The 13,129-nt window shown below is 68.5% G+C and carries 12 protein-coding genes; 3 read left to right on the top strand and 9 right to left on the bottom strand.

Features of this window, described 5'->3' with window-relative positions; genetic code table 11:
• Positions 1-99: 99 nt before the first annotated feature.
• Entirely contained in the window at positions 100-1,062 is a 963-nt protein-coding gene (locus GOHSU_RS13475) for a bifunctional riboflavin kinase/FAD synthetase (protein WP_081597794.1), read from the bottom strand.
• A 42-nt stretch (positions 1,063-1,104) separates the two neighbouring features.
• Between GOHSU_RS13475 and GOHSU_RS13470 the strand changes: the two genes are divergently transcribed.
• Positions 1,105-1,788 carry a metal-dependent transcriptional regulator gene (locus GOHSU_RS13470; protein ID WP_005942835.1) on the top strand — a complete coding sequence of 228 codons (684 nt, stop codon included), beginning with the start codon at positions 1,105-1,107 and terminating at the stop codon, positions 1,786-1,788.
• 16 nt (positions 1,789-1,804) lie between these two features.
• Here the strand turns inward: GOHSU_RS13470 and truB are convergent, their stop codons facing one another.
• The 4 genes from truB to GOHSU_RS13450 form a co-directional block, all read right to left on the bottom strand.
• A complete protein-coding gene (gene truB / locus GOHSU_RS13465) occupies positions 1,805-2,704 on the bottom strand; it encodes a tRNA pseudouridine(55) synthase TruB (protein WP_005942833.1) in 900 nt (299 codons plus the stop codon).
• Positions 2,705-2,754: 50 nt separating this feature from the next.
• Positions 2,755-4,881 carry an acyltransferase family protein gene (locus GOHSU_RS13460; RefSeq protein ID WP_005942830.1) on the bottom strand — a complete coding sequence of 709 codons (2,127 nt, stop codon included), beginning with the start codon at positions 4,879-4,881 and terminating at the stop codon, positions 2,755-2,757.
• 3 nt (positions 4,882-4,884) lie between these two features.
• Positions 4,885-5,574 (bottom strand): 4'-phosphopantetheinyl transferase family protein, encoded by a 690-nt coding sequence (locus GOHSU_RS13455; RefSeq protein WP_005942828.1) that lies wholly within the window; start codon positions 5,572-5,574, stop codon positions 4,885-4,887.
• Between the two features lie 237 nt (positions 5,575-5,811).
• Positions 5,812-6,771: a metallophosphoesterase family protein gene (locus GOHSU_RS13450; protein WP_005942825.1), complete on the bottom strand. Its 960-nt coding sequence runs from the start codon at positions 6,769-6,771 to the stop codon at positions 5,812-5,814.
• A 71-nt stretch (positions 6,772-6,842) separates the two neighbouring features.
• Between GOHSU_RS13450 and GOHSU_RS13445 the strand changes: the two genes are divergently transcribed.
• Both GOHSU_RS13445 and GOHSU_RS13440 read left to right on the top strand, forming a co-directional pair.
• Positions 6,843-8,045 (top strand): NAD(P)/FAD-dependent oxidoreductase, encoded by a 1,203-nt coding sequence (locus GOHSU_RS13445; RefSeq protein WP_005942823.1) that lies wholly within the window; start codon positions 6,843-6,845, stop codon positions 8,043-8,045.
• 37 nt (positions 8,046-8,082) lie between these two features.
• Positions 8,083-8,412: a GNAT family N-acetyltransferase gene (locus GOHSU_RS13440; protein WP_005942821.1), complete on the top strand. Its 330-nt coding sequence runs from the start codon at positions 8,083-8,085 to the stop codon at positions 8,410-8,412.
• 36 nt (positions 8,413-8,448) lie between these two features.
• Here GOHSU_RS13440 and GOHSU_RS13435 read toward each other — a convergent pair whose 3' ends face one another.
• The 4 genes from GOHSU_RS13435 to infB form a co-directional block, all read right to left on the bottom strand.
• Positions 8,449-9,666 (bottom strand): MATE family efflux transporter, encoded by a 1,218-nt coding sequence (locus GOHSU_RS13435; protein ID WP_051139574.1) that lies wholly within the window; start codon positions 9,664-9,666, stop codon positions 8,449-8,451.
• 79 nt (positions 9,667-9,745) lie between these two features.
• A complete protein-coding gene (locus GOHSU_RS13430) occupies positions 9,746-10,702 on the bottom strand; it encodes a DHH family phosphoesterase (RefSeq protein ID WP_005942814.1) in 957 nt (318 codons plus the stop codon).
• Positions 10,699-11,151 carry a 30S ribosome-binding factor RbfA gene (gene rbfA / locus GOHSU_RS13425; RefSeq protein WP_005942811.1) on the bottom strand — a complete coding sequence of 151 codons (453 nt, stop codon included), beginning with the start codon at positions 11,149-11,151 and terminating at the stop codon, positions 10,699-10,701. The genes GOHSU_RS13430 and rbfA overlap by 4 nt, the downstream gene beginning before the upstream one ends.
• Position 11,152: 1 nt before the next feature.
• On the bottom strand, positions 11,153-13,129 hold a 1,977-nt coding region (gene infB / locus GOHSU_RS13420; RefSeq protein ID WP_005942807.1), incomplete at its 5' end, for a translation initiation factor IF-2.

Raw genomic sequence — 13,129 nt, 5'->3', positions numbered from 1 at the left:
CTCCCCACCGGGAGGGCGCGCCGCCACGGACTGCAGCCGGCGCCAGCGGTCAAGGTTACCAGCCGGGAGTCGACAGCCGGAAATCCGCCGGAGCCGGGATCAATCGGCGCCCAGAATCACCCGGGCACGATCGACGTCGTCGGCGATCGCGGCGATCAGCGCCTCGAGGCTGTCGTAGGTCTCCATCCCGCGGATGCGGCTGACGAAGTCGACGGCCACATGCTGGCCATACAGGTCCGCGTCCACATCGAGCACATAGGCCTCGACGGTGCGGTGCTGGCCGGCGAACGTCGGATTGGTGCCGACCGACACCGCGGCCGGATAGCGCCGGCCGATCTCCATGCCCTCGGGTTCGTTACCGCTGCGCTCCACGGTGAACCAGGCCGCGTAGACCCCGTCACCAGGAACGGCGGCATGGGTGGTGACCGAGACATTGGCCGTCGGATACCCCAGGTCCCGGCCACGCTTCTGGCCGTGCACCACCACGCCTTCGACCCGGTGCGGTCTGCCCAGAGCTTCGGCGGCGAGTTCGACGTCGCCGGCGGCCACGCAGGAACGGATGTAGGTCGAGGAGAAGGTGAGGGTGTGTTCACCGAACAGGGAGACCGCCTCGACCTCGAAGCCGAACCGCTCCCCCAGCTCGCGCAGCTTGGCCACGTCACCGGCCGCCTTGTGTCCGAAGGTGAAGTTGTCGCCGACGACGACCTGAGCGGCATGCAGCTGCTCCACCAGGACATCGTGGGCGAACTCTTCGGGGCTCTTGCGCGCCAGCGTCGCGGTGAACGGGACGACGCAGAAGACGTCGATCCCCATCTCCTGCGCCAGCTCGGCACGTCTGCTCAGCGTCGACAACTGCGGCGGATGGGTGCCCGGACGCACCACCTCGGAGGGGTGCGGATCGAAGGTCATCAGCACCGACGGGATCCCGCGCTCGGCAGCGGCCCGGGTGGCCGCCGCGATCAACTGCGCGTGTCCGCGGTGCACACCGTCGAATACGCCGATGGTGACCACACATCGACCCCAACCCGGTGGGACGTTCTCCAGCCCTCGCCAACGCAACACACATCCAGGGTATTACGTCGGGCGCCTAGTAAGCTGACCGCCATGCCCCACTCGCGCCCGGTCGGCGATCTCAGCTCGGTGACGCAGGACTATCTGAAGGTCATCTGGACCTCTCAGGAGTGGACCGACACCAAGGTCACCACCAAATTGCTTGCCGAAAAACTCAGCGTCTCGGCCTCCACCGCCTCCGAAGGCATCCGCAAGCTCGCCGATCAGGGACTGGTGGATCACGAACGCTACGGCTCGGTGTCCCTGACCGATGACGGGCGCGCGGCCGCGATCGGTATGGTGCGCCGCCACCGGCTGCTGGAGACCTTCCTGGTCCGGGAACTCGGCTACGGCTGGGATGAGGTCCATGATGAGGCCGAAATCCTCGAACACGCGGTCTCCGACCAGTTGATCGACCGCATCGACGCCAAACTCGGCTACCCGCGCCGGGATCCGCACGGCGACCCGATCCCGCACTCCGACGGCCGCGTGCCCGACGCCGGCTCCCGCCAGCTCGCCGACCTGTCGGTGGACCAGAGCGGTGTGATCAACCGCATCTCCGACTCCGATCCGGAGATGCTGCGCTACTTCCAGGAGATCGGCATCGATCTGGACCGCACCGTCACCGTCGTGGAGAAGCGGCCGTTCGCCGGCACCATCTCGGTGTCGGTCGACGGCGGAGAGCTGATCCACCTGGGCGATGTGGCCTCGCGGGCGATCTTCCTGCAGGACGGCTGACGCTCCGGCGACGCCGCTACCGCAGTGTCGCCGGGCGGACCACCATCACCGAGGCGGCGCGCCGGCCCTTCTCCTGCACCAGCGCGATGGCCTGACCGGACGGGTCGACCACGGTGTAGATCTCTTTGCGTCCGACCGGCTCGAGCCAGCGGCCCTGACTGATCGATTCGGCTTCCTCATCGCTGATGTCACGGAGCGGGAAGCACAGTTTAGCGGCGGCGTCGATCCCGAGGCTGACCCCCGGTTCGGCGATCACCTCGTCGAGGGTCCGCGCGTGGTCGAGGGTGAACGGGCCGACCGCCGTCCGGCGCAGGGTGGTCAGGTGCCCACCCACCCCGAGCGCCTCGCCCAGATCGCGGGCCAGAGACCGGATGTAGGTGCCCGACGAACAGTCGACGGCGACCTGCACATCGATGAACCCGCCCGCACCGGCGATGTCGAGAACGTCGAATCGGTGCACGGTGACCGGCCGGGCCTGCAGCTCGAACTCGGTGCCGGTGCGCACCAGTGCGTGGGCGCGGCGCCCGTCGACCTTGATCGCGCTGACCTTGGCCGGAATCTGCTGCAGCTGACCGGTCAGTGCAGCGACGCCGGCCCGGATCTGCGCCTCGGTGATTGCCCCGGTGTCGGCAGTGGCCAGGATCTCTCCCTCGGCGTCATCGGTGGAGGTGGATGCGCCCAGGCGGATCGTCGCCGTATACGACTTGGTGGTCAGCGACAGCAGACCCAGCAGCTTGGTGGCCCGTTCGATACCGATCACCAAGACACCGGTGGCCATCGGGTCGAGGGTGCCGGCGTGACCGACGCGGCGGGTGTTGAACGCCTTCCGGCATTTGGAGACCACGTCGTGACTGGTCATACCGGGCGACTTGTCGACGACGAGCAGTCCGGCGTTCTCGATGGAGGGATCGGCCATTCCCACAGTGTGCCAGGCCCCGGCCGCGTGCCGGCCACCGCTCCGCCGGGTCAGCGCGTCCGATCGGCCACCGGCTGGTCCGGCCAGCCCAGCGCCGCCATCATCTGCTCTTCCAGGTACGGGACCAGCGACATCACGAAGGTCCGCGTGTAGTGATGCGCATCCCGGTAGACCACCACGTTGCCCACGATCAGCGGACAGTGCGTTGCGGTGCACTGCAGATCGGTGAAGTCGAGCAGGTGCACATCCGGCAGGTGCCCGACTGCGTCGATGGCCGGATCCTGCGGGGCCAGGGTGCTCGCGCGGTCGGCACCGCAGAACTCCGGGTCATTGCGGACGGCGAAACAGTCGATCGGGTCGCGCACCTCCCCGTACCGGTCTTTGAGCCAGGGCAGGTCCCGTACCCCCACGACGGGGATACCCGCCTGCGATAACCGGCTGAACGCATCGACGTAGAACTGTGGTGTCTGGTCGGGCTCACCGGCGCCTTCACCGTCGCGCGTGGAGTTGGTGAAGACCGCATCGGGCCGGGTTTCCAGCAGGTGATCCATGGCCTTGACCTGCCAGTCCCGGCAGATCTGCTTCTCGGTGGAGCCGTCGGCGGTGGGGCCGTCGGCCACCCGGCAGCTGAGCATGATGACCGTCTCGACGGTGAAGCCGTGCCGCTTGCCGATCTCGTCGAGCGCCCCGACGAAGTGATCGGCGTGCGAGCCGCCCACCACGGTCAGCACCTTGCGGCCGGGCTGACGCGGGGCGCCGAAGTCGCAGGTGACCAGGTCGGAGTTGCTGGAGCCGTCGTTGTAGCAGCGGCCCGGCGCGGTGTCGGGCAGATCCATCCGGGCCGATTCCAGATTCGGGATGAAACCGACGTCGTCGGGTACCGATCGGCCGTCGGCCAGCGCCGACGCCCCCGGGAACCGGTCGGGGTCGACATCGGTCGGGATCACGATGGCTGCCGGAGTCGCCCAGGCCTGCACCGACACCGTCAGCGCCACCGCGGTGGCCGCCAGCACCGCCGGCGTCCGGATGCGCCAGCGCAAGACCGGCGAATCGGCCCGGAAGACGAAGTGAAAACCTGCCGACAGCAGCAACGAGACCGCGATGATCAGCAGACCGGCCACCAGTCCGACGCGGTGCACGGGCTCCTGGGCATGGTATTTCCTGTAGATCATGTACATCACCAGGATCGGCCAGTGCACCAGGTAGAGGTAGTAGGCGACCGTCCCCAGGTAGACCACCGGCCGTGTCGACAGGCCGCGGGAGACCAGGCTGCTGCCGCCGGTACCGGCGGCGAACACCAGGATCGTGCCGCCCAGCGGCAGCAGCGCCTGGTATCCGGGGAACGTGGCGGCCCCGTCGAGGACGAAACCGGTCATCACCAGCATCGCCAGACCCGCGACGCCGGCGAGTTGCCGGAACCAGGCAGGCAGGGTCCGTCCGGTCAGGATCAATCCCAGCACACCGCCCAGGGAGATCTCCCAGAACCGCGAGAAGGTGTTGTAGTAGTTGACCGCCGGATCGGCCGAGCCGATGAAACCGGCATAGACGAACGAGGCGACCGAGACCGCGACCACTACCGCGATCAGGATGGCCCGGATACGCGCAGCGGTGAGCCAGTCCACGACGCGGCCCAGCAGGCGCAACGCCAGCCCGATCAGGCCGATGCCGACGATGAGCAGGACGAAGATCTGCGCCTGTACGGCCAGGGACCACAGGTGCTGGAACGGTGAAGGCAAGGCGACGGCATCGGTGTAGGCCCGCCCCTCGTAGGCGAAGGTCCAGTTCACCATCCACAGGTCCGACCACACCGCGTCGATCAGCATCTCGGGGCGGCGGGTGTACGGGTACACGTACCAGGCCGCCAGCACGATCGCCGCGACCGTGGCGGCCATCGGGATCCACAGGCGTTTGAGGACCCGCCACAGCCGCGGGAACGGGTTGTTGACCGGATCCTCGGAGACCTGCGCACGCAGCAGCGACGGGATCAGGAAGAAACCGGAGATGAACAGGAAGGCGTCCACTCCGCCGGAGACCGTGCCGAACCAGATGTGGAAGACCACCACCAGCAGGATGGCGACACCGCGCAGCCCTTCGACATCGAGTCGGCGGCCCTTCGCCGGACGCGCCGGTGCGGCTGCAGGGTGTGTGGCGGAGACGGGGTCGGTACGGGTCGTCATGGGTCAGGTCAGCGCGATCGCCGTCATGATCAGGCCGCCGGCGATGAGCCAGCGTCCCGGCAGTGTCAGCAACGGCGGCCCGCCGTCGGTGGCCGCACCGTCGATCAGGATCTGTGAGGTGAAGGTGCCTGTGGCCACAGGCGCCTGACCCGCGACAGGGCCGGGGGTTCCGGGCTCGCGGGTGAAGGTGATGTGCGCGTCTTCGAACCCGAGCCAGCGGCCGGTCAGGGGGAACCAGGCCTTGTAGGTGGCCTCCTTGGCACAGAACAGCAACCGGTCCCAGTGCAGATCTTCGTCCCGGGTGGCCAGCACCTCCCGTTCGGCCGGCAGGCTGGTGTGCCCGAGCACACCGTCGGGCAGCGCCTCGTGAGGTTCGGCATCGATGCCCAGCGAACGGATCTGCATAGAATAGGCCACTGCGGCGGCACGGTAGCCGTCGCAGTGGGTGAGGCTGCCGACCACATTGGCCGGCCACAGCGGCATCCCCCGCTCGCCACGCAGGATCGGCACCGGCTCCAGACCCAACTGCGCCAGGGCGGTGCGGCCGCAGTGCCGGGCGGTGGTGAACTCGCGGCGCCGCTTGTCCACCGCTTGCGAGATCAGCGACTCCTCGGCCGGCAGCAGCCGCGCGTCGATCGGGTCATCGAAGGCTTCGGCGGCGGCGACTCCGCGCGGAAACAGAAACTCGATCATCGCGGCCACCTCCTTGTTTCCGGTTCGCGAGACCTCGACAGGCAAAAATCCTGGTCCATGCTGCCAGCCACACGCCATCGAGTCCACGCCGCAGCTGACTCCCCCGGTCTCCCTCCTGCCGGAAAACACGCATTGAACAGCAGTTTCACCATCCGGCGCCGGTGTGCTCAGCACCCGCACATGTGACGAACTCCCCTCCTGGACGGCGTTCGCGCCGCACCGGGGCCGTCTGCCGATTCAGTTCGCCGACTGTCGCCTCGCCCGGACCTTCTCCATGCGTTCACGGAATTCGGCGGCCCGCTCCTGATAGTCCGGCGGAAGCTCGAAGCGCACCCCGAGCTCATGCAGGTCGGCGGCGGTGGTGCCGTCGTCCGGCGCGATCTGACGTAGCAGCGGCTCGGGCAGGCCCCGCCGCTTCCACTCCCGTGGGTAGCCGACGGATACCTCCTCGAAACGCACTCCGTCGTACCAGGTGGTGCGTGGGATGTGCAGGTGCCCGTACACGCAGGCGGCCGCATTGAACCGGATGTGCCAGTCGGCGGTCGACTCGCTGCCGCACCACAGGGCGAACTCCGGGTACATGAGCGCATCGCAGGGTTCGCGCCGCAGCGGCCAGTGGTTGATCAGGATCGTCGGCTCGGTCGGATCGATCGCCTCCAGTCGCGCGCGAGTGGCCTCGATCCGGGCCCGACCCCACGCATCGCGGGTTCCGTACGGCTCAGGCGAAAGCAGGAACTCGTCGGTGGCCACCACATTGCGTTCGCGGGCCACCGCCAGCGCCTGCAGCGCCGTCGTCGTGCCTTCGGGCCGGAAGGTGTAGTCGTAGAGCAGGAACATCGGGACCACGCGCACCGGAGTGCTTCCGTCGCCCGGATCGAACAGCGGATAGATGTCCTCGGGCGTCACCACACCGATGTCCCGGCAGGCCTGGACCAGATAGTCGTAGCGGGCGACCCCGTGGATCTGCAACGGATCCTTGGCCGTGGTGTAGAGCTCGTGGTTGCCTGGCACCCACACCACCGTGTCGAAGCGTGCTTTGAGCCGGCGCAGGGTATCGATGATGTCGTCGGTGCGTTCGGAGACGTCGCCCGCCGCGATCAGCCAGTCCCCGGGGTTCTCCGGGCGGATCGTATCGACGATGTGCTCATTGCCCCGATTCGCGACGTGCAGATCGCTGATCGCCCAGAGCTTCGCCATGGGGCCAGTGTGCCAGAGATCGATGGTGCCGCTGCTCTGGACATTGTCGATAACCGGCGTAGCGTGAGGTCATGGACAATTCGATAGTGATCATCGGTGGCGGCCTTGCGGCAGCCAAGACCGCCGAAGCACTACGCACCCGCGGATACGACGGCGCGCTCGTCGTGGTCGCCGGCGAGGACCACGTCCCCTACGAACGGCCCCCGTTGTCCAAGGAGTTCCTGGCCGGCAAGACCGAGTCCGCGGAGCTGGCCCCCTTCGATGCCCAGTGGTACGCCACCCACCGCGTCGATCTGCGGACCGGGGTGAGCGCAACCCAGATCGACAGCGACGCCAAGATGGTGACACTCGACGACGGCAGCTCCCTGGCCTACGACACACTGGTGCTGGCCACCGGTTCACGGCCGCGACCCTTCCCCGGCGAACCCGAGGTGGCCTACCTGCGCACCGTCGACGACTCCGAGCGTCTGCGTGAGCGGCTCGGCGAGGACCGGTCGCTGGTCATCGTCGGCGGCGGCTGGATCGGACTGGAGGCCGCCGCGACCGCGCGCGCCGCCGGCACCTCGGTCACGGTGATCGAGCCCGAACGCCTCCCGCTGGAACGGATCCTGGGCGCCGAGATCGCTGCGGCGATCGCCGATCTGCATCGCAGCAACGGCGTGGACCTGCGATTGAGCACCGGGGTGGAGTCCATTCGGGTGCAGGACGCTCCCGGCGGCACCGTGTTCGGAGACGACGCGTCCACGCACACCGCCGACACCATTCTGGTCGGGATCGGAGCCGTGCCCAACGTCGCCCTCGCCGAGGAGGCCGGCCTGTCGGTGAGCAACGGCGTCGACGTCGATGCCGGCCTGCGGACCTCGGATCCGAATATCTTCGCCGTCGGCGACATCGCCAACCACGACCACCCGCTCTTCGGCCGGATCCGCATCGAGCACTGGGCCAATGCGCTCAACCAGCCGGCCGTGGCCGCCGCGAACATCCTGGGCGGCGACGAGGTCTACGACCGGCTCCCCTACTTCTTCACCGACCAGTTCTCCTTCTCGATGGAGTACCGCGGTCACGCCTCGGGCTCGGATGCGGTCGTGATCCGCGGTGACCTGTCCGCACTCGAGTTCCTCGCGTTCTGGCTGGATGAGGAGAATCGGGTACGCGCGGGGATGAACGTGAACCTGTGGGACGACGGTGATGCGATTGCCGAACTGATCACCTCTCAGCGCAGCGTCGATCCGGTGCGGCTGGGTGATCGGGCGATCGCCCTGGATTCCGTCTGATCACATGTCACCGGAGGCAGCGGACTAGGGTGAAGCCATGACCCAGGTGAATCCCGTCCCGCCGCCCACGGTGACGCTGGACCCGGCGCCGGTCCTGCGTGAGAATCCCGACCGGGACCGCTACGAGCTATGGTCCGGCGACGAGTTGGTCGGGGTGGAAGGCTACGAGCGCACCGACAGCGGCGACCTGATCCTGCTACACACCGTCGTCACCGAGAAGTTCGGCCGGGCCGGCTTCGCCCGCCTCCTGGTCTCCCAGGTGCTCGAGGATGCCGCCGACCGCGGCTTCACGGTCACTCCGGTGTGCACCTACGTCCAGCAGTTCCTCGAGCGTTTCCCGCAATACCGCTCCGTCGTCGCCGACTGAGGACCGCGGACCCTGCACCGGGCCTGGGCGGCGGCATCATTTCAGCCACGCGCCGGATCGCACGCGCCACACCAGGGCGCTCAGGCGCGCGAGCATGAACACCAGCAGGCCGGTCCAGATACCGGCCAGACCCCAGCCGAAGACCAGGGACAGCCAGATCAGCGGCAGGAAGCCGCCGAGCGCCCCGGCCAGCGTCGCGGTGCGCAGAAAAGCGACGTCCCCGGCGCCCAGCAGGACCCCGTCCAGGGCGAAGACCACACCGGCGACCGGCAGCATGGCCACCAGGAACCACCACGGGATGCGCGCGGCAGCCAGGATCTGCGCATCGTCGGTGAAGATCCGGGGGATCACCGTGAAGCCGGCGGCGAAGACCAGTGCGACCACTCCCGACAGCAGCACCGACAGGATCGTCGCCCGCCGCGCATCCTCGCGCGCGGCGGTCAGTGCCCGTGCCCCCAGTGCCGCCCCGACCAGCTGCTGTGCGGCGATGGCCAGCGAATCGAGCAACAACGCCAGAAACTCCCACAGCTGCAGAACCAGCTGGTGCGCGGCCACCTGTGCGACACCGAAGCGGGCCGCGACCGCCGCCGCCGAAACGAAGCAGATCTGGAATGCCGCGCTGCGCAGGATCAGGTCGCGCGCCATCACCAGCTGGGCGCGGATCACCGCGGTCTGTGGGCGCAACCGCCCGCCGGACTCGCGGACCAGGTGCAGCACGAACAACACCCCGGTGATCCCCTGCCCCACCAGGTTCGCCACCGCACTGCCGTTCAGTCCCAGCGCCGGAGCTCCGGCCAGTCCGTGTACCAGCAGCACGCACAGCACCGCGCCGATCCCGAGACCGACGGTCACGTAGATCACCGGGCGACGCGTCTCCTGCACACCGCGCATCCAGCCGTTTCCAGCCATCGACAGCAGGATCAGCGGCACCCCGAACATCGCGATACGCAGCCAGTGCGCCCCCTCGTCGGCGACCAGCCGATCCGGAACCAACAGGCCCATGATCAGCGGTGCCAGTGGATAGACCACCGCGATGATCAGCGCCCCGGCGCCCAGGGCGATCCAGCTGGCCTGCACGCCTTCGGTGACCGCCGCCGACCGGCGCCCGGCCCCGAATTCTCGCGCCGAGCGCGCGGTGGTCCCATAGGCCAAGAAGGTCAACTGGGTGCTGATGATCGCCAGCACCAGCGTCGCCACCGCCAGCGCCGCGAGTTCTCGCCCGCCGAGCCGGCCGACCACGGCCAGATCCAGCATCAGGTAGAGCGGCGGGGCGATCAGCACCACCAGTGCCGAGCCGGCCAGATGCAGGAAGCGTCCGGCGGGGGCGGGGGGGTCACAGTGCGGCGCGCAGCCGCGCGACCACCTCGTCGGCCGGACCGGAATCGCTGTAGCCGGCGGCCCGGGTGTGGCCACCGCCGCCCAGCGATCGGGCGATGGGAACCAGGTCCACCACGGACTTGCTCCGCAGCGAGACGTTCCAGCGGCCCGGCTGCGACTCCTTGAAGACCGCGGTCACATCGGCTTCGCGGGCCGTGCGGACGATGTCGACGACGCTTTCGCCGTCCTCCCAGTCCATACCGGCCATCCGCTGGGCATCGAGCACCGCCACCACCAGGCCGGCGCCGCCGCCGGCATCCTGGTCGAGCTCGGCGGTCGCCAGCACACCGGAGATCATCCCGAGCCAGCCGAACGGGTGGGAGTCGAGCAGGATCCGGCTCCAGTGGGCCGAGTCGACACCGGCCTCGGTCAGGCGCCCGGCGACCCGGAAGGAGGCTGGCCGGGCCCATTTGAACGAGCCCGTGTCGGTGACCAGGCCGGCGAACAGGCAGGTGGCGATGTCGGCGTTCAGATCGGCGCCGAGAGCATCGAGCACCTGCAACACCAGCACAGCGGTGCAGTCCGATTCCGGATCGATCAGGTCCAGATCGGCGAAGCCGTCATTGGAGACATGATGATCGATGCAGATCGTGGTCTCCGAGGCGCCGAACACCGCCGCCAGCCCGCCGAGGCGGTCGGTGGTGGCCGCGTCGACGGCGATCGCCACCGGGGCCGGTTCCAGCGCCTCCTCGGCGACGATCAGGTCCGAGCCCGGGAGCAGCCGCAGTGTGGCCGGCAACTCTTCGGGACCGGCGAACGAGACGGCCACCCGGGCACCGCGCCCGGTCAGCGCCAGCCCCAGGGCGAGCGCCGAGCCGATGGTGTCGGCATCCGGCCGCAGGTGGCTGATGATGGTCACCCGTCGGGCGTCCCGCAGCACCGCAGCGATCTGCTCGGGCGAAGCAGGATTCACCCGTGGTCCTCGTCCTCATCGTCGGCACGGCGGTACGGATCGGCGTCCCCGGCGGGTTCGGCTTCCCGCGCCACCCGAGCGACCTGTTCGTCCCGGGCGCGGGCCCGGGCGAGGAGCTCGTCCATCGCCCGGGTCGCATCCGGAACCGTGTCCAACTCGAACCGCAGTGTCGGGGTGAACCGGACACCGGTGCCCGCGCCCACCAGCGAGCGCAGCGCCCCGGTGGCGGCGGCCAGTCCGGCCGCCGCCTCCGCGACATCGGGCTCGGCGTCGACCGTCTCGCCCATCACCGTGTAGAAGACCGTCGCATCGTGCAGGTCTCCGGTCACCCGGCAATCGGTGATCGTCACCTGCGCCAGCCGCGGGTCCTTGATCTCGGTGCCGATCGCCGAAGCGACGATCGTGGAGATCCTCTTGGCGAGCCGTGCGGCTCGAGCGTGATCCACCATGTCAGTCGCGCGCCTTCTCCACCATCTCGAAGGTCTCGATGATGTCGCCGACCTTGATATCGGAGTAGCTCAGCGTCAGACCGCACTCGAAGCCCTCGCGGACCTCGGTGACATCGTCCTTCTCCCGGCGCAGCGAGGTGACCGTGAGATTGTCGGCGACCACCGTGTTGTCGCGCAGCAGACGCGCCTTGGCGTTGCGCCTGACCACACCCGACTGCACCATGCAGCCGGCGATGTTGCCGACCTTGGACGACTTGAAGATCGCGCGGATCTCGGTGCGGCCCAGCTCGACCTCTTCGTAGATCGGCTTGAGCATGCCCTTGAGCGCCGCCTCGATCTCCTCGATCGCCTTGTAGATGATCGAGTAGTAGCGGATCTCGACGCCCTCGCGGTTGGCCAGTTCGGTGGCCTTGCCCTCGGCGCGCACGTTGAAGCCGATGATGATCGCATCCGAGGCCGCCGCCAGGTTGACGTTGGTCTCGGTGACGCCGCCGACGCCGCGGTCGATGACCCGCAGCGAGACCTCGTCGTCGATCTCGATACCCATCAGGGCCTCCTCCAGCGCCTCCACGGTGCCGGAGTTGTCGCCCTTGAGGATCAGGTTCAGCTGGCTCGTCTCCTTGAGTGCCGAGTCCAGGTCCTCCAGGCTGATCCGCTTGCGACTGCGCGCCGCCAGGGCGTTGCGCCGGCGGGCGGCACGACGATCGGCGATCTGGCGGGCGATGCGGTCCTCCTCGACCACGAGTACGTTGTCGCCGGCTCCCGGTACAGAGGTGAAACCGATCACCTGGACCGGACGCGACGGCAGCGCCTCGGTGACGTCCTCGCCGTGCTCGTCGACCATGCGACGGACGCGGCCGTAGGCGTCACCGGCGACGATGGAGTCGCCGATACGCAGGGTGCCGCGCTGGATGAGCACCGTGGCCACTGGACCGCGACCGCGGTCCAGGTGCGCCTCGATGGCCACGCCCTGGGCATCCATGTCGGGGTTCGCCCGCAGGTCCAGCGACGCATCGGCGGTCAGCAGAACCGCTTCGAGCAGCTCGTCGATGTTCAGACCCTGCTTGGCCGAGACGTCGACGAACATGGTGTCGCCACCGTATTCCTCGGGCACCAGGCCGTACTCGGTGAGCTGACCGCGGATCTTGGCCGGATCGGCCGTCTCCTTATCGATCTTGTTGACCGCCACCACGACCGGCACATCGGCGGCCTGCGCGTGGTTCACCGCCTCCACCGTCTGCGGCATGACGCCGTCGTCGGCCGCGACCACCAGGATCGCGATATCGGTGGCCTTGGCACCGCGGGCACGCATGGCGGTGAACGCCTCGTGACCCGGGGTATCGATGAAGGTGACCAGACGGTCCTCACCGTTGAGCGAGGTGTTCACCTGGTAGGCACCGATGTGCTGGGTGATGCCGCCGGCCTCGTCGGCACCGACGTTCTCCTGACGGATGGTGTCGAGCAGACGGGTCTTACCGTGGTCGACATGGCCCATCACGGTGACCACCGGCGGACGCTGAGCCAGATCGTCTTCGCCGCCCTCGTCTTCACCGTAGGTGAGGTCGAAGCTCTCCAGGAGCTCGCGGTCCTCGTCCTCGGGGCTGACGACCTGGACGACGTAGTTCATCTCCGAGCCCAGCAGCTCCAGGGTCTCGTCGTTCACCGACTCGGTCGCAGTGACCATTTCACCGAGGTTGAACAGCGCCTGGACCAGCGAAGCCGGGTTGGCACCGATCTTGTCGGCGAAGTCCGACAGCGAGGCGCCGCGGGCGAGCCGGATGGTCTCACCGTTACCGTTGACCAGCCGGACGCCGCCGACGGTCGGAGCCTGCATCGAGTCGTACTCTTGCCGCTTCTGCCGCTTGGACTTGCGGCCCTTGCGGGGTGCACCGCCCGGGCGACCGAAGGCACCGGCGGTACTGCCGCGACCACGGCCGCCGCCACCGGGACGACCGCGGAAGCCGCCGCCGGCCGCGGG

This window comes from Gordonia hirsuta DSM 44140 = NBRC 16056 (genome assembly GCF_000333015.1).
Lineage (GTDB): Bacteria > Actinomycetota > Actinomycetes > Mycobacteriales > Mycobacteriaceae > Gordonia > Gordonia hirsuta.
This window is presented reverse-complemented; position numbering and strand designations above follow the sequence as displayed.

Bases quoted from the DNA above. Each gene is read 5' to 3' on its own strand.
- GOHSU_RS13460 (WP_005942830.1), bottom strand. From the start codon at position 4,881: ATGACGACCCGTACCGACCCCGTCTCCGCCACACACCCTGCAGCCGCA.
- truB (WP_005942833.1), bottom strand. From the start codon at position 2,704: ATGGCCGATCCCTCCATCGAGAACGCCGGACTGCTCGTCGTCGACAAG.
- GOHSU_RS13450 (WP_005942825.1), bottom strand. From the start codon at position 6,771: ATGGCGAAGCTCTGGGCGATCAGCGATCTGCACGTCGCGAATCGGGGC.
- GOHSU_RS13470 (WP_005942835.1), top strand. From the start codon at position 1,105: ATGCCCCACTCGCGCCCGGTCGGCGATCTCAGCTCGGTGACGCAGGAC.
- GOHSU_RS13440 (WP_005942821.1), top strand. From the start codon at position 8,083: ATGACCCAGGTGAATCCCGTCCCGCCGCCCACGGTGACGCTGGACCCG.
- GOHSU_RS13435 (WP_051139574.1), bottom strand. From the start codon at position 9,666: ATGCTGGATCTGGCCGTGGTCGGCCGGCTCGGCGGGCGAGAACTCGCG.
- GOHSU_RS13445 (WP_005942823.1), top strand. From the start codon at position 6,843: ATGGACAATTCGATAGTGATCATCGGTGGCGGCCTTGCGGCAGCCAAG.
- GOHSU_RS13455 (WP_005942828.1), bottom strand. From the start codon at position 5,574: ATGATCGAGTTTCTGTTTCCGCGCGGAGTCGCCGCCGCCGAAGCCTTC.
- rbfA (WP_005942811.1), bottom strand. From the start codon at position 11,151: ATGGTGGATCACGCTCGAGCCGCACGGCTCGCCAAGAGGATCTCCACG.